The sequence below is a fragment of the Curtobacterium sp. MCLR17_007 genome (assembly GCF_003234655.2).
Lineage (GTDB): Bacteria > Actinomycetota > Actinomycetes > Actinomycetales > Microbacteriaceae > Curtobacterium.
The window spans coordinates 2,964,157-2,985,198 of record NZ_CP126271.1; the positions used below are offsets into that span (position 1 = coordinate 2,964,157).

Genomic DNA, 21,042 nt, shown 5'->3' on the forward strand with positions numbered 1-21,042 from the left:
GCGCGGGCGGTATCCTGGAATGCTCATGTCTCCCACGCCTGTCGTCATCACGTACCCGCCCGAGCTGCCCGTCTCGCAGCGGCGCGATGACATCGCCGCGGCCATCCGCGACAACCAGGTCGTGATCGTCGCCGGTGCGACCGGTTCGGGCAAGACGACCCAGCTGCCGAAGATCTGCCTGGAACTCGGGCGGGAGCACATCGGCCACACGCAGCCGCGCCGGATCGCCGCTCGCACGATCGCCGAGCGCGTGTCCGAGGAACTCGGCGGCGAGCTCGGCGACCTGGTGGGCTACCAGGTCCGCTTCACCGACAAGGTCAGTGCGAACACACGCGTCAAGCTCATGACCGACGGCATCCTGCTCAACGAGATCCACTTCGACCGTGACCTGAAGCGCTACGACACGATCATCATCGACGAAGCGCACGAGCGGTCCCTGACGATCGACTTCCTGCTCGGCTACCTCAAGCGGTTGTTGCCTCGACGCCCGGACCTCAAGCTCATCATCACGAGTGCGACGATCGACCCGGAGTCCTTCTCCCAGCACTTCGGCGGTGCCCCGATCATCGAGGTCTCGGGCCGCACCTACCCGGTCGAGATCCGCTACCGCGCGCTGGTCGCCGAAGAACCCGGCGCGGACGACGACGGTGACGACGACACCGACTCGCGCACGGCCGACGCCGGCAACGCCCAGGACGACCGCGACCACCTGCAGGGCATCACCGACGCGCTCGACGAGCTGGCGCGCGAGGACCCGGGCGACGTGCTCGTGTTCCTGTCCGGCGAGAACGAGATCCGCGACGCGCAGGACGCCATCGAGGGCAAGCACTACCAGGGCACCGAGGTCCTGCCGCTCTACGGACGGCTCTCTGCCGCCGACCAGCACCGGGTGTTCCAGCGCTCGTCGACCCCGGGCGTCCGCCGCCGGGTCGTGCTCGCGACGAACGTCGCCGAGACCTCGCTGACGGTGCCCGGCATCAAGTACGTCATCGACACCGGCACAGCCCGCATCTCGCGGTACTCCCCCCGAGCGAAGGTCCAGCGACTGCCGATCGAGGCGGTCTCGCAGGCCAGCGCGAACCAGCGGTCGGGCCGCGCCGGGCGCACGAGCGCGGGCATCGCGATCCGCCTGTACTCCGAGGACGACTTCGGTCGCCGCCCCGAGTACACCGATCCCGAGATCCTCCGGACCAACCTGGCCGCGGTCATCCTGCAGATGATCTCGCTGGGGTTCGGCGACATCGAGTCGTTCCCGTTCCTGCAGCCGCCGGACTCGCGCGGCGTCAAGGACGGCCTCGACCTGCTGCGCGAGCTCCGCGCCGTCGACAAGGACGGCGCGATCACGAAGTCCGGGCGGCAGCTCACCCGACTGCCGATCGACCCCCGTCTCGGTCGCATGGTGCTCGAGGCCGGCAGGCAGGGCGTCGGGCGCGAGGTCGTGGCGATCGTCTCGGCGCTCAGCATCCAGGACCCTCGTGAGCGTCCCCTCGAGAAGCGCGCGCACGCCGACCAGCTGCACGCACGGTTCGCGGACCCGACCAGCGACTTCCTGACGTTCCTCGGCCTGTGGAACTACATCGAGGACAAGCAGGACGAGCTCTCCTCGAGCGCGTTCCGACGTCTGTGCAAGGCCGAGTTCCTCAACTACCTGCGCATCCGTGAGTGGCAGGACCTGTACCGCCAGCTCTCACGCGCCGCCAAACAGGTCGGCATCCACGTCGGCAAGGAGCGCAAGGACGACCCCGACGCCGTGCACCGGTCGCTCCTCGCCGGGCTCCTGAGCCAGATCGGGCTGCGGGACCGCGAGAAACGCGACTACCTCGGGTCGCGGAACACCCGCTTCGTGCTGTTCCCGGGCAGCGTCCTGGCGAAGAAGCAGCCCGACGCCGTGATGGCCGCCGAACTCGTCGAGACGAGCCGCCTGTTCGCGCGGACCGCTGCGCGCATCGACCCGGTCTGGACCGAGCAGTTGGCCGGCGACCTCCTGCGGCGCACCTACGGCGAGCCGCACTGGGAGAAGAAGCAGGGTGCCGTCGTCGCGTACGAACGGGTCACGCTGTTCGGCGTCCCGATCGTGCAGCGTCGGCGGGTGCAGTACGCCCGGATCGACCCCGTGCACTCGCGCGAGCTCTTCATCCGGCATGCCCTGATCGAGGGCGAGTGGGACTCCCAACAGGCGTTCGACCGGGCCAACCGCAAGCTCCGACGCGAGCTCGAGCAGCTCGAGGAACGCACTCGCCGACGCGACATCCTGCTCGACGACGAGAACGTGTTCGCGTTCTACGACGCACGCATCCCGACCGAGGTCGCCACCACGCGCGACTTCGAGGGCTGGTGGCGGCGCACACGTCGAGACCAACCGGACCTGCTCACGATGCGGCGCGAGGACCTGCTCGACGAGTCGGCGGCCTCCGCAGCCGAAGACGACACCGAGTACCCCACCCAGTGGCGCTCGGGCGACCAGCGGCTCGCCGTGCGGTACCGGTTCGAGCCGGGGGCCGAGGACGACGGCGTCAGCGTGCAGGTCCCCATCGCCCTGCTCCCCCGCATGCGCGAAGAAGGGTTCGACTGGCAGGTCCGCGGCCTCCGACGCGACCTCGTGACCGCGCTCATCAAGGCGCTGCCGAAGCAGATCCGCAAGAACGTCGTCCCGGCGGCCGACTGGGCCGAGAAGATCGTGGACGAACTGCCCGACGACGCCCCGACCGAGCCCAGCGAGAGCTTCCGGGCGACCCTGGCGAAGACGATCCAGCGCATGACCTACGTGCCCGTGACCGAGGCGGACTTCGACATGTCCCGGGTACCCGCGCACCTGCTCCCCACCTACGCCGTGGTCGACGAACGTGGTCGCCGCGTCGAAGCGGGCAAGGACCTGTCCGCTCTGCAGACCAAGCTCAAGGACCGGACCCAGCAGAGCGTCGCGGCGGCCACCCAGCGAGAGACGCGTGGGCGCGGGGCTGGTCGGGTCGCCGATGATGCACCGGACCGTCGCATCGAACGCACCGGACTGGTCGCCTGGCCCGACACCGACCTGCCGCAGGTCCTCGACACCCGCCAGGCCGGTGCGGTCATCCGCGCCTACCCGGCACTCGTGGAAGAGGGCACCGGCCCCAAGGCGACCGTGGGGGTCCAGTTGCTGGCGACCCCGGGTGACCGCGACGTCCTGATGCCCGACGGCGTGCGGCGCCTGGTGATGCTCGCCGTGCCCTCCCCCGTGTCCTACATCCAGTCACACCTGACCGCACAGGAGAAGCTGGCGTTGGCGGCGAGCCCGTACCCCTCGACGAACGCCCTGTTCGACGACGTGCTCGCCGCGGTCGTGGACGCCGGCATCCGCGCCACGCACCCGACCGGGCTGCTCTTCACGCGGGCCGAGTTCACGGCCGTTCGCGATGCGGTCTCGTCCTCCGTCGTCGACACCATGTTCGGCGCGGTGTCCGAGGTGGCCGCCGTCCTCACCGCACTGCGCGGCGCAGAACGCGCGCTCAAGCAGGCGAACAGCATGTCGTTGCTGCCCGCGCTCAACGACATGCGGCAGCAGCTGGACCGCCTGGTGTTCCCCGGGTTCGTCGCGGTGGCGGGACTCGGCCGGCTCCGGCGCATCCGGGTGTACCTGCAGGGCGTCGAGGCCCGCGTGACGAAGCTCCTGCAGAACCCCGGTCGCGACGCCACCTGGATGCGCGAGGTCTCCGCCGCGACGGGCCGCTACGAGGACGCCGGAGGGACCTTCCCGCCCACGCCCGGATCGCACCCGGAGCTCGTGCACGCACGGTGGATGCTCGAGGAGTTCCGGCTCAGCCTGTTCGCGCAGGAGCTCGGGACCGCCGAGACGGTCTCGCTGCAGCGCATCACCAAGGCCTTGACCACCGCGGCGCGCTGAGCCGTCGATCCGGAGTCTCGCCGACGCGCGCCAGCCGCCGCAGCGCACCAGCCCCTCAGGCCCGCGTGTCGATCGAGCCCGCTCCGGGGACGGGCGGCGCCGGGTCGTCCGATGCCTCGGGATCAGCCGCCCGCGCCCACTTCACCGTCCACCGGACGAGCGGCTGGACACCGTCCCATGCGGCGACGACATCGTCCAGCGAGCTCGTCAACGGCAGGTGCACCAGCGCGGCGTAGTGCTGCATCCGGAGCAGCTCGATTCGCGGATGGTCCGCCGACCAGCCACGGGGTGCGGTCTTCAGCGGCGGACCCGCCAGCTCGTACCCGGCGTCGGTCAGGTCGTCGAGGATCCGCTGCAACGCTGCCGCTGCCTGCGGTCGTTCATCGATCACGGTCCGTGCTGCCAGCAGCTGGTCGCGGGACGGCTCGTACAGCCCGCCCCCGACCTGCAGCCCGTCGACGCCGGCGCTCAAGTAGACACCGCCTGCGGTCAACCCGGTGTCCTCGCGGTAGGGCCGCTTGTCCGGAGTGAACCGCAGGTCCCGGTGCTGCCGTAGCACCCGGCCGGGGCCGTACCGCCGCTCGGCTTCCTGCAGCAGTGCGTCCATCGGGTCGCGGACGTCGCGCTCCCAGTCCTCGCGGTGCTCCTCGAACCAGGCGGTGTCGTTGTGCGCAGCGAGCCCCCGGAAGAACGTCGCCAACGAGGGCGAGAAGAACGCATCGGTCATGCAAGCAGTGAACCGCCGCCCGCTGAGGACTACCCTCGCCCGCATGATCGGCACACTCGACGTCATCGTCCTCGACTGCCCGGACACGCGGGCACTCGCTCGGTTCTACGCGGAGCTGCTCGGGGGTGAGATCGTCGGCTTCGACGAGGACTGGGCCGAGGTCGTCACGCCGATCGAGGGGCACCGCCCGCTCGTGGCGTTCCAGCGCGTCGACGACTACCGCGCGCCGGTCTGGCCCGGACAGGACACACCGCAACAGGTGCACCTCGACGTGAAGGTCGAGGACCTCGACGCCGGCGAGCAGGCGGTCCTGGCCATCGGCGCCACGGCCACGGGTTCGGGGACCGAGACCTTCCGCGTGTTCCTCGACCCCGCCGGGCACCCGTTCTGCCTGATCCACCCGAACGACTGACCCGCCGGCTCCGCCCGGTCGCGCGACCCGCCGTCTGCGTGCCGCCGAGGTCGCACGAAGCACTGCCCGAAGCGCCGTCGACCGACAGGTTGCGCGACCTCGGCGGAGGTGAGCGGCGTGTTGCGCGACACGGGGCCTCCACGCCCGCGGCACGGCCCGGCACGGCACGGCACGGCACGGCACGGCCAGGCACCGCCCGGCTCGGCCCGGCCACGCCCGGCCCGGCCCGGCCCGGCCCCGCACAGGGGACACCGCCCACACACCTCCCGGTCGTATGGTGGTCGAGCATCACTCGTCACCGGAGACGGAGAACGGCATGACCGCCACCCAGCCCACCGCCAGCCCCCGTCGGACGCAGGCGACCGCCTCCGTCGCAGCGATCCTCGCCGAGTCGGCCGCACGCTACCCGGACGACGTCGCCCTCATCGTGGGCGACCGCCGGACCACCTACGCCGAACTCTGGGCGGAGACGCTCGCGTACGCCGGAGCCCTGCGTGAGCGCGGCGTCACCGCGGGGTCCCGCGTCGCGATGCTCCTGCCGAACGTCGCCGACTTCCCGCGCGTCTACTACGCCACGCTCGCCCTCGGTGCGGTCGCCGTGCCTGTGCACGCGCTGCTGAAGCGGAAGGAGATCGAGTACGTCCTCCGCGACAGCGGAGCCGCCCTCCTGGTCTGCGCCGCGCCGCTCCTGGCGGAGGGGGCCGCGGGAGCAGCTCTGGCCGGGGTCGACGTCGTGACCGTGCTCGCGCCTCCCGGCGGATCAGCGACCGCCGAGCCGACGACGGGCGACGGCACGGGCGCTCCCGCGCCGGACCGACTGGAGGCCCTGGCCGAGTCCGCCACGCCGCTCGACCGCTACGTGCCCCGCGACCCGTTCGACACCGCCACGATCCTGTACACCAGTGGTACGACGGGGCAGCCGAAGGGCGCCGAGGGCTCGCACTTCGCGTTGCTCGAGCAGGTCAACACGAACCTGATGAGCACCTTCGACATGCACCGCGGCGACGTGCTGCTCGGGGCCCTGCCGCTGTTCCACACGTTCGGGCAGACCTGCACCATGAACACCGGGTTCCGGGCGGGCGCGACGATCGTGATGCTGCCGAAGTTCGACGGCGACTCCGCCCTGGCCGCGATGGTCGAGCACGACTGCGAGATCTTCATGGGCGTCCCGACGATGTACATGGCGCTCCTCGACGCCGCGACGCGCACCGATGCCCGGCCGAGCCTGCGCTACGCGATCTCGGGAGGGGCCTCCCTGCCGTTGGCGGTCCTCGAGAAGTTCCAGACCGTGTTCGACGCGCCCATCCACGAGGGCTACGGACTGACCGAGACCTCGCCCGTCGCGTCGTTCAACCACGTCGGCACGCCCCCACACCCGGGCACGATCGGCACGCCGGTGTGGGGCGTCGACATCGAGATCGCCGACCCGGAGACGCCCGACTCGATCTCGCTGCTCCCCCGCGGCGAGATCGGTGAGCTCGTGATCCGCGGTCACAACCTGATGAACGGGTACCTGGACCGCCCGGAGGACACCGCATCGGCGATCGTCGACGGCTGGTTCCGCACGGGCGACCTCGGCACCAAGGACGACGAGGGCTACCTCACCATCGTCGATCGGACGAAGGACATGATCATCCGCAACGGCTACAACGTGTACCCGCGGCAGGTCGAAGAGGTGCTCGCCACGCACCCCGACGTCACGATGGCGGCGGTGTTCGGCGTGCCGCACGAGGTGCACGGCCAGGAGATCGAGGCGGCCGTCGTCCTGCGCGCCGGGGCCACCGCGACGCCCGAGGACCTCGTCAAGCACGTCGCGGACGAGATCGCCGCCTACAAGTTCCCCCGGGTCGTCCACGTGGTCGACGCACTGCCGCTCGGGCCGAGCGGGAAGGTGCTCAAGCGCACACTGGTGGAGCAGTTCGCACCGTCCAGCACTGCGACCACCACGGAACAGGAGCCCGCCACCGCATGAGCACCCCCGAGCTCGACACGCGTCTGACCGAACGCGTCGTCGCCCGAGCCCTGCAGAACGTCCGCGAGGGCGGCAAGCCCTTCGCCTGCCTGATCGTCCGCGACGGCAAGGTGCTGGTCGAGGCGGCGAACCAGGTCGCCCAGTCCGGCGACCCGACGTCGCACGCCGAGATCACGGCGATCCGGCTGGCCGCCGAGATGGGCGTGACCGACCTGACCGGCCTCGACGTGTACGTCACCGCGTACCCGTGCCCGATGTGCCTCGGCGCGCTGTACTACGCGCAGCCGGACCGGGTCGTCTTCGCGGCCTCTCGCGACCAGGAGTCCGAGCACTACGAGGACGGCAACCGCCTGATGACGCTCGACACCTTCTACGGCGAGTACACCAAGCCCGCGCACGAGCGGGCGCTGCCCTCGGAGCAGGTCGCCACCGAGGACCCCACGGCGCCGTTCCGGCAGTGGTCGATGCTGCACGCGGACTGACGTGCCGTACCCCCGCGTCGAGCCCTACCGCACGACGACGATCACCATGGACGACGGTGCGGCCCTGTACGTCGAGGAGTCCGGCACCCCCGACGGCACCCCGGCACTCTGGCTGCACGGCGGCCCGGGCGGCTCGCTCGGCTCCGGCTGGTACCGCACCCACTTCGACCCGACGCGGTACCGGCTGATCGGCATCGACCAGCGCGGGAGCGGACGCAGCAACCCGAGCGTGGCGGACGCCCCAGTCCGACTGGCCGACCACACGACGGACCGGCTGGTCGCCGACCTGCAGCAGGTCCGCGATGCGCTCGGCATCGACACCTGGGTCGTCGCCGGCATCTCGTGGGGCACGACCCTGGCGCTCGCGTACGCCCTCGAACACCGCGACCGCGTCCGCGCGCTCGCCCTGATGGCCGTGACGACGACGAGTCGTGCCGAGGTCGACTGGATCACCGAGGGCATCGGGCGGCTGTTCCCCGAGGACTGGGACCGCTTCGCGCAGGCATCGGGACGCAGACCGGGTGAACGGATCGTCGAGGCCTACGCCCGTCGCCTGACCGGTGCCGACGCGGCCGACCGCACGGCGGCTGCCGCGGAGTGGGACCGGTGGGAGAGCGTCCACGTGTCGCTCGACGACCCCGGATCGCGTGGTCGCGGACACATCGGCCAGGAGGCCCGGCTGGCGTTCGCCACGCTCGTCACCCACTACTGGGCGAACGACGCGTTCCTGCCCGGCGAGCGCGCGGTGCTGGCGCGGGTGGCGGAGCTCGCTGCCGTCCCGGCCGCGCTCGTCCACGGTCGACGCGACGTCAGCAGCCCGGCCGCCACCCCGTGGTTGCTGCACCGGCAGTGGCCGGCGAGCACGCTGACGATCGTCGAGGACGAGGGCCACGGCGGACCGCGCGAGAGTCATGCCCTGACGGCCGCGCTCGACGGCTTCGCCTGACCCGGACCTCAGCGGCGCCCGAGCAGCACCGGACGACGCTCACGAGCCCACGCCGACATCGCCCGTGCCGGCGTGCCCGTGATCCGCCCGACCTCGTCGGTCAGGACGTCCACCCCGTCCAGGCCCCGGCGAGCGACCCGACCGAACTGCTGACGGAGCCCCTCGGCCTGCCACGCGGGGACCCCGCTCAGTCGGAGGACGCCGGCGAACACCCGGCTCGGCAGATGGACGTAGCGGACCCGACGCCCGAGCCCGGCGGAGAGTTCTCGCGCGACGCCCCTGCCGTCGAGCAGCGCCGGGCCGGTCAGCACGGGTTCGGCGCCGTGGTGCTCACCCTGCTGCAGGACGGTCGCTGCCACGCGGGCGATGTCGGCGGTGTCGATCCACCCGATGACCCCGCGGCCCATGGTCTGCGGGAAGAAGCCCCGACGCAGGACCGGGCCCGAGGACTCCAGGTTCGTCATGAACCCCGACGGGTGCAGGATCGTCCACGCCAGCCCACTCGCCCGGACGACGACGTCGATGCCCGCGATCGCGCTCGCCCAGGGCATCGGCGAGTGCTCGGCGGCATCGCCCCCGGACAACTGCACGATCGCGCGTACCCCGGCGTCCTGCGCGGCACGGACGGCGTTCGTCCCGTGCTCCTTCTGCCGCTGCGTCGCCGCGGTGACGAGGAACACCTGGTCGACGCCGTCGAACGCCCGAGCCAGTGCAGCAGGGTCCCCCAGGTCGGCGATCCGCGCGTCGATGCCCCGCGACGCCAGGTCCTCGGCCTGCGCCGCGCGTCGGACGACCGCGCGCACGGGCACCCCCGCATCGTGCAGGAGCGCCAGGGTCTTCCCGCCCACGTCTCCGGTCACGCCGGTGATGGCGACCACTCCGGTCATGGTTCCTCCTCGTATCAGGTAACTGATACCAGACCGTACTCCGCTACCATCGGGACATGCCCGATCGGTCCTCTCCGACGCGCGACGACGTCGACGCGATCGCCGCCTGGAGCGTGATCCGCGCCGCCCGGGTCCTTGCACGGCGGCTCGGCGACGTGCTCGCGCCGCTCGGTCTGACACCCGTGGAGTTCGGGGTGCTGGTGCAGCTCGGCGCGACGGACGAGCCGGACCACCGCGGCACCGCGGACGGCCTCGCCGAGCCCGCCACCGGTCTGGCACAGGCCGACCTGGCCCGCGCCGTCGGGGTCCGACCGCAGAGCATGACCACGCTGGTGGTGACGCTGGCGGAGCGCGGGCTCATCGACCGCGGGTCCGAGCGCGGCCGGGGGCGCCGCTCGCGGATCGTGCTCACCGACGCTGGGCGTGCCGTGCTCGCGCAGGCGTACCCGGTCGTCCTGGCCAGCAACGCGTGGTTCGGCCCGGACGCCGCGACCTCGGCAGCCCTGGTCGCGACGCTGCGCCCGATGCTCGGCGGACCGGGCGGACCGGTGGACGACGTCCCCTAGTCGGCGGCTCCCGGACGCTGCACCCACGCCACGACGGCGTCGAGTTCCGGTGCGTACCCGTCGGTCGTGTCGACCTCGAGCACCGGGCACCCGAGCTCCAGCGGCGAGGACACCCGCGGCAGGTTGGCACGCACCCGGTCGTCCATCGCGGCGCCGTGCCCGCGCGCGACGAACCGGTCCATCGCCGACGTGCTCCGGCAGTGCACGTTCAGCACACGGCCGACCGGCAGCAGCGCTGAGCGGACGTCGACCTCGGACTGGTCCCGGTAGAGCGTGGCATCGGCGACGACGCTGCACCCCGCGGCGGCGTGCGTGGCGGTGACGTCCCAGAACAGCCGGACGCCGTGCGGCACGACCTCGTCACGCGACAGCGTCCCGGACGCCATCAGGCCGGCGTAGAGCTCGTCGCGGTGCACCCGCGGCCACCCGAGTCGCTCGGCGAGGGCCGCAGCGAGCGTCGTCTTGCCACTGCCGGGAGCGCCACTGACCAGCACCACCGTCGGCAGCGTCACCTGGACACGATCGGGGCTCGGCACGAGTCCACCCTACGAGCGTCGAGGTTCCACGACATGCCGCACGCCGGACGTCGAGGTTCCGGGACCGCACCGTCGGCGGGGGCGAGGTGGCACAATTCCGGAACCTCGGAACCTCGGAACCTCGGAACCTCGGGACCTCGGGACCTCGGGACCTCGGGCCGCCGCTGGCAGGATGGGCGCATGACGACCGACCCGGCACCGACGCCGATCGACCTCGACACCTGGACCCGCCGCGAGCACTTCGAGCACTACCGCGACCGTGTCCCCTGCCGCTACGAGCTGACCGTGCAGGTGGACGTGACCGACTTCGTCGCCGAACTGCGTCGGACCGGCCGCCGCATGTACGCGTCGCAGATCTGGGCGCTGTCCACCGCCGTGAACGCCCACCGCGAGTTCCGGATGACCCTGCTGCCCGACCGCTCCCCCGCCGCGTGGGACGTCGTGCACCCGGCCTTCACGGTGTTCAACCCGGAGCGCGAGACCTTCTGCGCCGTGTTCGTGCCGTACGACCCGGACTTCGGCGCCTTCCACGACGCCGCCGTCGCGGCCATGACGACCCACCGCTCGGCGACGGAGATGTTCCCGCAGCAGCCGCGCCCGGCGAACCTCTTCGACGTGTCGACGCTGCCGTGGGCGTCGTTCTCGGGCTTCTCGCTGCAGGTCCACGAGGGCTGGGACCACCTCCTGCCGATCGTCACGATGGGCGGCCACCACGACGAGGGCGGGCGCACCCTGCTCCCCCTGTCGGTCCAGGTCCACCACGCGGCGGCCGACGGCTTCCACACGACGCGGCTGCTCTCCGACGTCGAACGGCTGTTCGCCGATCCGACCTGGCTCGCCTGACCGCGCGTGGCCGTCCGGACGACGGACCGCGGAGACCGTGATCCGGATCGGCACGTGACGAATCCGGTTCACGATCCCCGGGCCGAGCGAACCGGATTCGTCAGTTCCCGAAACGGGAACCACCGCCGAGCGGCGACCGACGGCCTCCACTCGATCTGACGGCTCGCTGACCGGCGGCACGATCACGTGTGGTGGACGCGACCCACCGCCGGCCGGGAGGCGCAGTGCGGCCTGGCAGTGAGCCTCCCGTCCGGTGGTGGTGCGGCTCAGGACCCGGCGCGCGCCGCCAGCGCCTGCTCGAACTCCCGCCGCATCGCGTCGCCGCCGCGGCGGCGCCACTCCCGGGCCGTGTCCTTCCATGACGACACCGGTGCGCGACCGAGCAGCACGTCGTTGATCGCGTTCGTGGCGAAGGTGCCGACGGCCGGCCCCTTCGTCGAGTTCGTCGGCGAGTACAGGCCGTACGTGGGGTTCGTGATCCCGTCGTCGAGCCAGGACGCCAGCGAGTCGTAGACGACCTCGGTCATCTCCGGGAACCCGGCGTAGAACAGCGGGAGCGGGCACTCGGTGAAGTACTGCAGCGGGAACTCGCCGAGCGCGGTCTCGCTGTTGCCGGTCTTGGTCAGGACCGGGGCGCCGTCGCGGTACTCGAAGTCGCGGCCCTCGATGCCGAACTTGCGGTAGGTCCAGGCCTCGGTGCCGAAGGGTGACGCGCACCAGTTGAGCACGTCGAGCACCATGCGGATACGGTCCTCGCTGCCCGCGGCGAGCGCCGTGATCGCGTTGTTCGGGTCACCGAGCCACGGCCTGGGCTTCGCGCCCGACGGGCCGATGAACGGAGCCTGCGTCATCGCGAAACCGCTGCCGGGCTCGGCCTGTTGCAGCAGTCCGGGGATCGCGCTGTAGCTGTCCTGCAGCATGACGGCCGAGCCCTGCACGAACCACACCTTGCCGTTGTAGGCCGTGACGCTGTCCGGGTGCACGAGCCCGTCGGCCAGCAGCTTCCGCGAGACCTCGAGCATGTCCTGGTAGGCGTCGACCTCGTACATGTGGGTCAGGCGGCCGCCCTGCTCGTCCCACTGGTTCGGGACGCCGAGCATCGACGCCAGGATGTTCGTCGGCACGGACCCGAGGGCCCAGCGGTTCCGGTTCTGGTCGGTGAGCTCGCGACACAGCGCGGTGAACTCGTCGAGCGAGCCGAACGACGGGTCGATGCCGAGCTGCTCGAACAGGTCCTGGCGCCGGTGCAGCACGCCGGTCGTCAGCGGGCCGCGCGGCACCGGGACGCCGTAGATCCCGCCCGAGAACACCGTGCCCCGCCAGGACGCCGTCGGCAGGTTCGCCAGGTACGGCCAGTCCCGGATACCGCTGCCCGACAGGTACTCCGTCAGGTTCTGCGCCTTGGCCTCGAGGAACTGCGGCAGGTACGAGAACGTCCCGGACACGGTGAACACGTCGCCGAGGGTGTCGCCGGCGACCTGCGTGGCGAACTTGCTGGCCCAGTCGGCGTTCGACGTGATGGTCAGGTCGAGGTCGACGCCCATCCGCTCGTCGAGCCCCTGCCAGTAGCGGTTGCTCCCCTTGGCGGGTGGGATCGGCGAGTTCGTCGGGACGCTGCCGAGCAGGGTCGAACCGTCGCCGGGGATTTTCGCCGTGGGGACGAGGCTGCTCGGGAGCTTCCGGAACGCGCTCGGCATGAGGGCGCTGGTCTTCGGCAGGACCGGCTCGGGTCCTGCGGTCCAGGGCACGTAGTCGGGCAGGGTGACGGGCTTGTTGATGGCCCGCACGTCGGTGGACCGGGTCACGGTGTCGCAGCCGGCCAGGAGGCTCGTGGCCGCGACGCCGAGACCGGTCGCGATGAGAGCGCGACGGGTCAGGCCGCTGTGGGTGTCGGTCACGGCGTCAGCCCTTCACCGCGCCGGTCAGGACACCCTTGGCGAAGTGCCGCTGCAGGAACGGGTAGACGATGAGGATGGGGACGATGGAGACCACGAGGATCGCCATCTGGATGGATGCCTGCGGCGGCAGCGCGTCCGAACTCGTGCCGAGGTCGGCGCCGCCGAGCTGGGCGTTGTTGATGACGTAGGTGCGGAGCACGAGCTGCAGGGGCCACTTGGCGGTGTCGTTGATGTAGAGCAAGGCGTTGAAGAAGGCGTTCCAGTAGCCGACCGCGTAGAACAGGCCGATCACCGCCAGCACGGCCTTCGACAGCGGCAGCACGATCCGCAGGAAGACACCGAAGTCACCGGCGCCGTCGATGCGTGCCGACTCGATGAGCTCCTTCGGGATCGCCATGAAGAACGACCGCATCACGATGACGTTGAACGCGCTGAGGGCCGTCGGCAGGATCAGCGCCCAGTACGAGTCGAGCAGGCCGAACTGCTTGACGACCAGGTAGTTCGGGATCAGGCCCGGGGCGAACAGCAGGCTGACGAGCACCAGGCTCAGCACGAAGCCCGACCCGTACGAGCCCGGTCGGCTCAGGGCGTAGGCGAGCATCGCGGTCACGAACAGGCTGATCAGCGTGCCGACGACCGTGATCCCGATGCTGACCACGAGCGCCCGGGTGACGACGCCGCCCGCGAAGATGCTCTCGTACGCGCCGAGGTCCAGCCCGGTCGGCCACAGCACGAACCCACCCGCACCGTTCACCTGACTGGAGGGGGCGACGCTCGTCGACACGATGCCGAGGAACGGCAGCAGCACGACCAGGCAGATGACGAGCAGCACGAAGCCAGTGAGCAGGCGCCCGGGCAGCGGTGCCGTGTCCGGACCGCCGCGCTTGTGCCGGTTCGGCCTGCCCTTGCCGGTCTTGCCGGACTGGGGGACGGTGACGCTGTGCGTGGCGGTCATCGGGTCTCCTTCTGGTAGACGCCCGCTTCGCCGAAGACGTGGGCGACCTTGTTCGCGCCGAGGACGAGCAGCACGCCCACCACGCCCTTGACGAGTCCGACGGCGGCAGCGACACCCCACTGGCCGCCGAGCACGCCGTTGTTGTAGACGTAGGTGTCGAGGACCTCGCTGGCGCCCCGGCCGACGGCGGCCTGCTGCAGGAGGATCTGCTCGAACCCGACGGTGAGCGAGTCGCCCAGGCGCAGGATGAGCAGCAGGATGATGATCCCGCGCATGCCGGGCAGCGTCACGTGCCAGAGCTGCCGCCACCGGCTCGCGCCGTCCATCTTGGCTGCCTCGTACAGGCTCGCGTCGATCGAGCTGAGCACGGCGAGGAACAGGATCGTCGCCCAGCCGGTGTCCTTCCAGATGACCTGGCTCGTGAGCAGGGCGACGAAGCCGTGCGGGTTGCCGAGGAAGTCGATCGCGGTGCCGCCCGAGGCCCGGATCGCGTTGTTGATCAGTCCCGAGCCGCCGAGGATCTGCTGGAACACCGCGACGACGATCACCCACGACAGGAAGTGCGGCAGGTACAGGATCGACTGCACGACGCCCTTGATCCGCTCGGACAGCAGCGAGTTCAGCATCAGCGCCAGGATGATCGGCGCCGGGAAGACGAACACGACCTGCACCAGGGTGATCACGAGGGTGTTGCGCAGGGCACCGAGGAACTCCGGGTCGCCGTTGAACACCACGGCGAAGTTCTCGAACCCGACCCAGGGACTCCGGCCCAGCGGCACGAACGGCAGGTACTCCTGGAACGCGATGAGGTTCCCGAGCAGCGGCAGGTACTGGAACGCCAGCAACAGCGCCAGGCCGGGCAGTCCCATCCAGAGCAGCACGCGATCGCGGCGGATGCGCTCCCAGGTCGTCTTCCGACGGGCGACGGTGGTCGGCGGTGACGCCCCGTCGGTCCCCCTCGCTGCTGATCGCACGCGGTCGTCGAGCTTCGTCACTCCAGGCCCCCTCCGTTGGATTCCTGGTGCGACCCTGGCGCGGACGGCAACGAACTGGCAACTGTTGCCACTCGTTTCCATCGTTGTAAGTCGTTGGAGGGTTCCAGTGACCGCTCACTCGAGGATCGCGGGCGGCAATCGGTCGAGACGGACGGCGATGCCGGCGAACGCGGCGCGCTGCTCGGACGACGACCAGTCACGCGTGATCGGTACGTCGTCCTCCCACTCGGTCTCCGTGGCCATCGCTCCTACGTGGCCGACGCGCGGACTCCAGCGGCTCCGGCGGCCGCTGCGACGCGCGCGACCACCGCGGCGAGCGCTCCGTCGTCGCCGACGTTCCCGGGGAACACCACGAAGGGCACACCGGCGCTCGGTCCGTCCGCGGCGACCCACAGGGAGACGATCCCGGGCAGCATCGTCCCGAGCGTCCACGCCCGGTCGATCTCCAGGGCCTCGGTGGCGAGGTCGTTCGACGTGATCCCGCCCTTCGCCACGAGGAACGCAGGACGCCGCCGGGCCGCGACGGCGCGGACGACCGACACGAGCGACTCGGACGCGACCCGGGAGACCCGGAGGCTGTCCTCGGCGTCGGTCCCGCGGATGAGCGTCCGGCTCGTCATCACGACGACGTCCGAGTCACGGAGATGGTCGACGACCTGCCGCGCGCTGTCCTCGACGACCTCCTGGAACCCCGCTCGGGACTCGAGGCACCTGGCCAGGTCGATCTCGACCGGCACGACTGGGCGCTCGGCGAGCAGCCGCTCGAGCTGTCGCCCGGTGAGCCCGACGTGCGACCCGACGGCGACGAGCCCGTGTCCCGTGGGGGCGTCGATGAACGCCCGCGCGAGGGCGGTGTCCGACAGCGCGCCCCGGGCTTCCTGGCCGCAGCGTGCCCGCACGAAGGACGGTCCACTGCGGTAGACCACGCGCAGGCCCTCGGTCTCGGCGGCGAGCGCCCCGAGGGCGACCACGCGCAGGTCGTCCTCGTCGACGGCGTCTGCCACCGCGACGCGACCGGCACGGCAGCCCAGCAACGCCTCGGCGACGGCCGTCGGGCCACCGGTCCGGATCAGGTCGAGCGTCAGGCACACCACGTCGGACGCGGCGACGCGCCCCGCGGTCTTCTCGGCGACCCACTCGGGAAGCGCGGATGCCCGGTACCCGAAGCTGGCGTCGCGGGCGAACTCCGACTCGCCGACGGGGGTCCAGTCGTCAGCGCTCGCGATGTAGTGCACCGAGTCCACGGTGATGCGTCCCGCGTCCGGGTAGGCCGGGACGAGCAGCACGACGTCGACCCCGCGCCCACGGTCCGCTCCACGGCGAGCCAGGACGTCGGTCTCGAGGGGGAAGTGCCCACGGAGCGTGGAGTCCCCGCGGCTGATCAGCACGACGTCCTCGCCGCGCTCCTCGGCGACGGCGGCGACGCGGTCGTGCACCTCGGCGACGACGGCAGCCGCGGCCCCGGGGTCGAGGCTCCGGGTGTTTGCGAGGACGAAGAACCCAACGGCGTCCTGGTCGAATGCCCAGCGGACGTCGTCGTCCGTCCAGGTCGTGATGATCGGTAGGTCGGCGACACTCTGGCTGCCGGTCGGGTCGTCGTCGATCACGACGACACGGCGGTTCGCGGCGGCGACCGCTGCGCTGAGCGCGGCGAGGTCGACGGGGGCGGTCGTGGTGGGCAGCGTGCTGGGCTTCATCGGTCAGTTCCTCCCTCGCCCACCGTAGGCGTCGTGCCACTCTTGGGGCATGACCTTCGAGCAGCACGCGCACTCGTTCGGAGCGGCAGCCGACGCCTACGAGCGAGGTCGCCCGACCTACCCCGCCGACGTCGCCGCCTGGCTCGCGCCGGACCCCGTCGAGCGCGCGGTCGACGTCGGCGCCGGCACGGGGAAGTTCACGCGCACCCTGCTCGCACGGGCGGTCGAGGTCATCGCGGTCGAGCCCGACGCCGCGATGCGCGCCCAGCTCACCGCGGCGCTGCCCGAGGTCCGGGCGCTCGACGGGTCCGGCGAGGCGATGCCGCTGCCCGACGCCAGCGCCGACCTGGTGACGTTCGCGCAGTCGTGGCACTGGGTCGACCCCGATGCCGGTGCCCGCGAAGTGGCGAGGGTGCTGCGCCCGGGCGGCGTCCTGGGGCTGGTGTGGAACATCCGCGACGAGTCGGTGGCGTGGACGGCGCAGCTCGGGGAGCTCATCAAGCGCCCGGAGTCGCGGGTCATGGCGTACGAACGGCCGCTCGCCGGCGAGCCGTTCGCCGAGGACGAGTACCGGACGTTCGGCTGGGTCCACGAGCAGTCCCGACCGGAGTTCCTCGACATGATCGCCTCGCGCAGCTACGTGATCGTCATGGAGCCGTCCGACCGTCTGGCCCTGCTCCGCGACGTCGAGGACCTGCTGGACTCGACGTCCGAGACCGCCGGCAGCGGCACCGTGCGGGTGCCGTACGTCACCCACGTGCACCGGTTCGTCCGACCCCCGGCGCCTGCCTGACCGCTCGGCCGAGCGCTACGGTGACACCATGCGTGCGACCGTGCGGGACGTCGCGGCCCTGGCCGGGGTCTCGCCGAAGACCGTCTCCAACGTGGTCAACGGCGGCGTCGTCGTGCGACCGGACACTCGCGAGCGCGTCGAACAGGCGCTCGCGCAGCTCGACTACGTGCCGAACCTGTCCGCCCGGGGCCTGCGCAACGGGCGGTCCGGCGCCATCGCCCTGACCCTTCCGGAAATGAGCAGCGCCTACTCCGCCGAACTCGCCCGGTGGTTCGTCGAGCTCGCCCGCGACCGCGACTGGGTCGTGCAGCTCGACCAGACCGCGAACGACCCGGAGCGCGAGCGCCAGCTGGTGTCGCGGGCCCGGGCGCATCTGGTCGACGGGCTCGTCCTGAACCCGGTGTCGTTGAGCGCGAGCGTCCTGGCCTCCACGGCGGGGCTGCCCCCGACGGTCGTCATCGGCGAGGTCGAACCCGAGCACGTCGACCAGGTGCACGTCGACAGCGTCACCGCCGCGCACGAGGTCACGACGTACCTGCTCGACCGCGGACACCGGCGGATCGCCGTGGTCGGCGCGCCGGACCCGACGGTCGACCCGCGCCGCCGGACGGCCACGAGCGAACTGCGCGTCCGCGGCCACGACGCGGCACTGCACGAGGCCGGCGTCGCTCCGGACGCCGAGCTGCGGGTGCCGCTGGCGGGCTGGACGACCGCCGACGCCGCGAGCGCCTTCGCGACGTGGCTCGACACGCATCCCCTGCCCGACGCCGTCTTCGCGTTCTCGGACTCGATCGCGTTCGGCGTGCTGCACGTGCTGGCGGCGCGGGGCATCAGCGTGCCGGACACGGTCAGCGTCATCGGGTTCGACGACGTCGACGGTGCGGCGTTCGCGATCCCGGCGCTCACCACCGTGGCGTTCGACCGACGGGCCTTCGCCGACGCCGCCCTCGACCTGCTCACCGCGCGCATCGCGGACCGCGACGCGCCCCCCTCCACGGTCGTGATCCCGCACCGGATCGTCGAGCGCGCGAGCGTCGCCCGGCGCTGAGCGGTGCGTTGACGTCGCACGGTGCGAGGTTCGAGCCCTGGTGCGCGGCGCGGCACCGTGCGAGGTTCGTGCTCCGTGCGGCGCTGACGGACCCGTGCAGGGGTCTTTTGCCGGCACGTTGCGGTCACGCCCGCACCATGGCGCAACCTCGCACCGTGCGCACCTCGCACCGGCATCGTGCACTCGCACCGTGCGCACCTCGCACCGGCATCGTGCACTCGCACCAAACGCGCCCAACGCACCGAACGCACCACGGCCTCAGCGGGGCTGCGCCGCCGCCAGCACCGCGTCCCGCGTCCGCCCGTCGCCGAGGATGCGGAAGTGCCCGCCGACCGGCACGCGCACGTTCGTCGCCCCGACGAGCTCGCTGCCGCCCGGGATCAGCGTGTCGAACACCCCGTACACCGAGGTGATGCGCGCGTTCACGTCCCGCTCGAGCGCCAGCGCCGCGAGCACCGGGTCCGCGGCACGGAACACCCGCAGATGCGCCACCGGGGCGAGGTTGGCGTACGCCGACCCCCCGAACGGCGTCGACACCGCGACCATCCGGTCGATCCGTCCGTCGGGGTCGAGCTCTGCCATGGCGTACTTGCCGATGAGCCCGCCCTTGCTGTGCGTCACGAGCAGCACGCCGCGTAGGTCCAGTTCCTCGATCGACGCCATCACCTCGGCCGCCGAGACCGGCACCGGTCGCAGGTTGTGCCGCAGCGACGCCAGCACGTGCACGGGGTGGCCGGCGTCGTGCAGTGCGTCCATGAGCGGCCGCATGAAGTGCCACGTCTCGTAGACGCCCGGAACCACGACGACCGGCGGGCCGTCACCGGTCAGGTAGTCGTCCGCCGTCGTCGTCCCGAGGCTCCGGACCTGCCAGACGGTCGCGTAGGTCCAGTCGAGGACGGCCCACCACGCGCGGCGTGCGACGCCGACCCGGACGGGAGGCACGACCCGCCCTGCAGACGTCGGTTCGCCACCCGGGGCCACGGGGTCGGTCACCGGGTCGCCTCGAGCGACCGGGCGCGGCGGAAGTCGTCGACGAGCTCGGCGAACGGCGCCGGCTGGTGCTCCTGCACGTGGTGCGCCCCGTACAGCTCGACGAGGGCCCCGTCACGCGCTGCCCGGGTCAGGCGTCCCGCCCACTCGCTGCGGGCGATCGGGTCGCGGGTGCCGCGCACGACGAGCACCGGCACGCGCAACGCGGCGACGGCGTCGAGCATCGGCCAGCGGACCATCGGGCGGAGTTCGCGCACGTACTGGCGGATGCTGCGGAAGTAGTCGGAGAGGAGCACGACGTTCATCCGCGCGTCCTCGACCAGCCCGTCACGACCCAACGCGACCGCGAGCCAGGCCAGCGACCGGTGCCGGTCGTCCACCACGGGGCTGACGAGGACCACCGCCAGGACCTCGTCCGGGTGCTGCAGCGCCGCGGCGACGACCACCTGCGACCCCATCGACTGCCCGACGAGGACGCTCTCGTGCACGCCCCGCGAGCGCACCGCCCGCATGACCACGTCGGCGAGCTCGGAGATCTCGAGTCGGCGTCCGACCGGGGACAGGCCGCCGAAGCCGGGCAGGTCGACCGCGATCGTGCGGTGCGTCCGCGAGAGCACCCGCTGCGAGCGCGCGAACGACCGGTGCGACATGCCGATGCCGTGCACGAGCACGATCGTCGGCGCCAGCGAGTCCCGGCGTCGACCCGCAGGCGCCATCGTGTGGAGCCGGACGGGCATCCCGTCCACCGAGACCGTCTCGACCAGCGCGCGCACACCTCGACAGTACGCACGACGGTTCCGCTCCGGACAGCTGAGCGCTACTCTCCGAGCATGCGCAAGGTGACCGCTGGACTGTTCTCCTCCGTCGACGGCGTCGTGCAGGACCCGTACACCTTCCAGTACGACAGCTTCGACGACGAGCTCGGTGCCGCCATGGGCACGTTCATGGCCAGCACAGACACCGTGCTGCTCGGTCGGAACAGCTACGTCGAGTGGGCCGAGTGGTGGCCGGCGCACCCCGACGACCCGTTCGGCCAGTGGATCAACCCGATCGAGAAGCACGTGGCCTCGACCACGCTCGACCCCGACCTGGCGTGGCAGAACACCTCGCTCATCCAGGGCGACGTGCACGACTTCGTGCGCGACCTGAAGCAACAGGACGGCGGCGAGATCGCGGTGTGCGGCAGCGTGACGCTCGTGCGCAGCCTGCTGTTCGCGGGCCTCCTCGACGAGCTCCAGCTGATGGTGCACCCGGCGGTCGCCGGTGCCGGGCGGAAGCTCTTCGAACCGACCGACCCACCCCTGCGCCTGCGCCTGGTGGGCAGCACCGTGACGAGCAAGGGGAACGTCCTGAGCACCTACGGGCAGTTCGCGGCCTGACGGCGGCGAGCCGGGCCTCCCGACCGGCGGTACCGT

20 protein-coding genes are annotated in these 21,042 nt (G+C 71.6%); 10 read left to right on the plus strand and 10 right to left on the minus strand.

Features of this window, described 5'->3' with window-relative positions; translation table 11 throughout:
* Nucleotides 1-25: 25 nt before the first annotated feature.
* The gene (hrpA, locus tag DEJ13_RS14020) at nt 26-3,880 is read left to right on the plus strand and encodes an ATP-dependent RNA helicase HrpA (RefSeq protein ID WP_111105814.1); all 3,855 of its coding nucleotides are present in this window, start codon (nt 26-28) and stop codon (nt 3,878-3,880) included.
* Nucleotides 3,881-3,935: 55 nt separating this feature from the next.
* Here hrpA and DEJ13_RS14025 read toward each other — a convergent pair whose 3' ends face one another.
* Nucleotides 3,936-4,607: a DUF2461 domain-containing protein gene (locus DEJ13_RS14025; RefSeq protein WP_181436927.1), complete on the minus strand. Its 672-nt coding sequence runs from the start codon at nt 4,605-4,607 to the stop codon at nt 3,936-3,938.
* A gap of 43 nt (nt 4,608-4,650) precedes the next feature.
* Between DEJ13_RS14025 and DEJ13_RS14030 the strand changes: the two genes are divergently transcribed.
* From DEJ13_RS14030 to DEJ13_RS14045, 4 genes are all read left to right on the plus strand, one after another.
* A complete protein-coding gene (locus tag DEJ13_RS14030; RefSeq protein ID WP_111105815.1) occupies nt 4,651-5,019 on the plus strand; it encodes a VOC family protein in 369 nt (122 codons plus the stop codon).
* 316 nt (nt 5,020-5,335) lie between these two features.
* Entirely contained in the window at nt 5,336-6,991 is a 1,656-nt protein-coding gene (locus tag DEJ13_RS14035) for a long-chain-fatty-acid--CoA ligase (protein ID WP_111105892.1), read from the plus strand.
* A complete protein-coding gene (locus DEJ13_RS14040) occupies nt 6,988-7,473 on the plus strand; it encodes a nucleoside deaminase (RefSeq protein ID WP_111105816.1) in 486 nt (161 codons plus the stop codon). The genes DEJ13_RS14035 and DEJ13_RS14040 overlap by 4 nt, the downstream gene beginning before the upstream one ends.
* Nucleotide 7,474: 1 nt before the next feature.
* On the plus strand, nt 7,475-8,419 hold the full coding sequence (locus DEJ13_RS14045) for an alpha/beta fold hydrolase (RefSeq protein ID WP_258373994.1): 945 nt from the start codon (nt 7,475-7,477) through the stop codon (nt 8,417-8,419).
* Nucleotides 8,420-8,427: 8 nt separating this feature from the next.
* Here the strand turns inward: DEJ13_RS14045 and DEJ13_RS14050 are convergent, their stop codons facing one another.
* The gene (locus DEJ13_RS14050) at nt 8,428-9,306 is read right to left on the minus strand and encodes an NAD(P)H-binding protein (protein ID WP_111105817.1); all 879 of its coding nucleotides are present in this window, start codon (nt 9,304-9,306) and stop codon (nt 8,428-8,430) included.
* Between the two features lie 56 nt (nt 9,307-9,362).
* On the opposite strand from DEJ13_RS14050, the gene DEJ13_RS14055 reads away from it, so the two are divergent.
* On the plus strand, nt 9,363-9,872 hold the full coding sequence (locus DEJ13_RS14055) for a MarR family winged helix-turn-helix transcriptional regulator (RefSeq protein ID WP_111105818.1): 510 nt from the start codon (nt 9,363-9,365) through the stop codon (nt 9,870-9,872).
* On the opposite strand, the gene DEJ13_RS14060 is transcribed toward DEJ13_RS14055, so the two are convergent.
* A complete protein-coding gene (locus tag DEJ13_RS14060) occupies nt 9,869-10,408 on the minus strand; it encodes a P-loop nucleotide/nucleoside kinase family protein (RefSeq protein WP_111105819.1) in 540 nt (179 codons plus the stop codon). The genes DEJ13_RS14055 and DEJ13_RS14060 overlap by 4 nt on opposite strands.
* Before the next feature lie 180 nt (nt 10,409-10,588).
* Between DEJ13_RS14060 and DEJ13_RS14065 the strand changes: the two genes are divergently transcribed.
* Nucleotides 10,589-11,251 carry a CatA-like O-acetyltransferase gene (locus tag DEJ13_RS14065; protein WP_111105820.1) on the plus strand — a complete coding sequence of 221 codons (663 nt, stop codon included), beginning with the start codon at nt 10,589-10,591 and terminating at the stop codon, nt 11,249-11,251.
* Between the two features lie 266 nt (nt 11,252-11,517).
* Here the strand turns inward: DEJ13_RS14065 and DEJ13_RS14070 are convergent, their stop codons facing one another.
* From DEJ13_RS14070 to DEJ13_RS14090, 5 genes are all read right to left on the minus strand, one after another.
* Nucleotides 11,518-13,149 carry a type 2 periplasmic-binding domain-containing protein gene (locus DEJ13_RS14070; protein WP_111105821.1) on the minus strand — a complete coding sequence of 544 codons (1,632 nt, stop codon included), beginning with the start codon at nt 13,147-13,149 and terminating at the stop codon, nt 11,518-11,520.
* A gap of 4 nt (nt 13,150-13,153) precedes the next feature.
* Entirely contained in the window at nt 13,154-14,104 is a 951-nt protein-coding gene (locus tag DEJ13_RS14075; protein ID WP_111105822.1) for a carbohydrate ABC transporter permease, read from the minus strand.
* Nucleotides 14,101-15,099 (minus strand): ABC transporter permease, encoded by a 999-nt coding sequence (locus tag DEJ13_RS14080; RefSeq protein ID WP_258373996.1) that lies wholly within the window; start codon nt 15,097-15,099, stop codon nt 14,101-14,103. Before DEJ13_RS14080 ends, DEJ13_RS14075 begins: the two co-directional genes overlap by 4 nt.
* Before the next feature lie 114 nt (nt 15,100-15,213).
* Complete coding sequence (locus DEJ13_RS14085; protein WP_258373997.1) at nt 15,214-15,342, minus strand: hypothetical protein; 129 nt, start codon at nt 15,340-15,342, stop codon at nt 15,214-15,216.
* Nucleotides 15,343-15,347: 5 nt separating this feature from the next.
* The gene (locus tag DEJ13_RS14090) at nt 15,348-16,796 is read right to left on the minus strand and encodes a four-carbon acid sugar kinase family protein (protein ID WP_111105823.1); all 1,449 of its coding nucleotides are present in this window, start codon (nt 16,794-16,796) and stop codon (nt 15,348-15,350) included.
* A gap of 49 nt (nt 16,797-16,845) precedes the next feature.
* Here DEJ13_RS14090 and DEJ13_RS14095 point away from each other — a divergent pair, with 49 nt between their 5' ends.
* A complete protein-coding gene (locus DEJ13_RS14095) occupies nt 16,846-17,589 on the plus strand; it encodes a class I SAM-dependent methyltransferase (RefSeq protein ID WP_111105824.1) in 744 nt (247 codons plus the stop codon).
* Between the two features lie 28 nt (nt 17,590-17,617).
* Nucleotides 17,618-18,637, plus strand: a complete 1,020-nt coding sequence (locus tag DEJ13_RS14100) for a LacI family DNA-binding transcriptional regulator (RefSeq protein WP_111105825.1) — start codon at nt 17,618-17,620, stop codon at nt 18,635-18,637.
* A gap of 258 nt (nt 18,638-18,895) precedes the next feature.
* On the opposite strand, the gene DEJ13_RS14105 is transcribed toward DEJ13_RS14100, so the two are convergent.
* Both DEJ13_RS14105 and DEJ13_RS14110 read right to left on the minus strand, forming a co-directional pair.
* Nucleotides 18,896-19,630 (minus strand): esterase/lipase family protein, encoded by a 735-nt coding sequence (locus DEJ13_RS14105; protein ID WP_349815043.1) that lies wholly within the window; start codon nt 19,628-19,630, stop codon nt 18,896-18,898.
* A complete protein-coding gene (locus DEJ13_RS14110; RefSeq protein ID WP_111105826.1) occupies nt 19,627-20,400 on the minus strand; it encodes an alpha/beta fold hydrolase in 774 nt (257 codons plus the stop codon). The genes DEJ13_RS14105 and DEJ13_RS14110 overlap by 4 nt, the downstream gene beginning before the upstream one ends.
* A 57-nt stretch (nt 20,401-20,457) precedes the next feature.
* On the opposite strand from DEJ13_RS14110, the gene DEJ13_RS14115 reads away from it, so the two are divergent.
* Nucleotides 20,458-21,006: a dihydrofolate reductase family protein gene (locus DEJ13_RS14115; RefSeq protein WP_056119751.1), complete on the plus strand. Its 549-nt coding sequence runs from the start codon at nt 20,458-20,460 to the stop codon at nt 21,004-21,006.
* Nucleotides 21,007-21,042 lie beyond the last annotated feature (36 nt).

Coding starts and splice junctions, on each gene's coding strand:
- DEJ13_RS14085 (WP_258373997.1), bottom strand. CDS start 15,342: ATGGCCACGGAGACCGAGTGGGAGGACGACGTACCGATCACGCGTGAC.
- DEJ13_RS14090 (WP_111105823.1), bottom strand. CDS start 16,796: ATGAAGCCCAGCACGCTGCCCACCACGACCGCCCCCGTCGACCTCGCC.
- DEJ13_RS14065 (WP_111105820.1), top strand. CDS start 10,589: ATGACGACCGACCCGGCACCGACGCCGATCGACCTCGACACCTGGACC.
- DEJ13_RS14050 (WP_111105817.1), bottom strand. CDS start 9,306: ATGACCGGAGTGGTCGCCATCACCGGCGTGACCGGAGACGTGGGCGGG.
- DEJ13_RS14055 (WP_111105818.1), top strand. CDS start 9,363: ATGCCCGATCGGTCCTCTCCGACGCGCGACGACGTCGACGCGATCGCC.
- DEJ13_RS14095 (WP_111105824.1), top strand. CDS start 16,846: ATGACCTTCGAGCAGCACGCGCACTCGTTCGGAGCGGCAGCCGACGCC.
- DEJ13_RS14115 (WP_056119751.1), top strand. CDS start 20,458: ATGCGCAAGGTGACCGCTGGACTGTTCTCCTCCGTCGACGGCGTCGTG.
- DEJ13_RS14100 (WP_111105825.1), top strand. CDS start 17,618: ATGCGTGCGACCGTGCGGGACGTCGCGGCCCTGGCCGGGGTCTCGCCG.
- DEJ13_RS14030 (WP_111105815.1), top strand. CDS start 4,651: ATGATCGGCACACTCGACGTCATCGTCCTCGACTGCCCGGACACGCGG.
- DEJ13_RS14025 (WP_181436927.1), bottom strand. CDS start 4,607: ATGACCGATGCGTTCTTCTCGCCCTCGTTGGCGACGTTCTTCCGGGGG.
- DEJ13_RS14035 (WP_111105892.1), top strand. CDS start 5,336: ATGACCGCCACCCAGCCCACCGCCAGCCCCCGTCGGACGCAGGCGACC.
- hrpA (WP_111105814.1), top strand. CDS start 26: ATGTCTCCCACGCCTGTCGTCATCACGTACCCGCCCGAGCTGCCCGTC.
- DEJ13_RS14075 (WP_111105822.1), bottom strand. CDS start 14,104: ATGACCGCCACGCACAGCGTCACCGTCCCCCAGTCCGGCAAGACCGGC.
- DEJ13_RS14040 (WP_111105816.1), top strand. CDS start 6,988: ATGAGCACCCCCGAGCTCGACACGCGTCTGACCGAACGCGTCGTCGCC.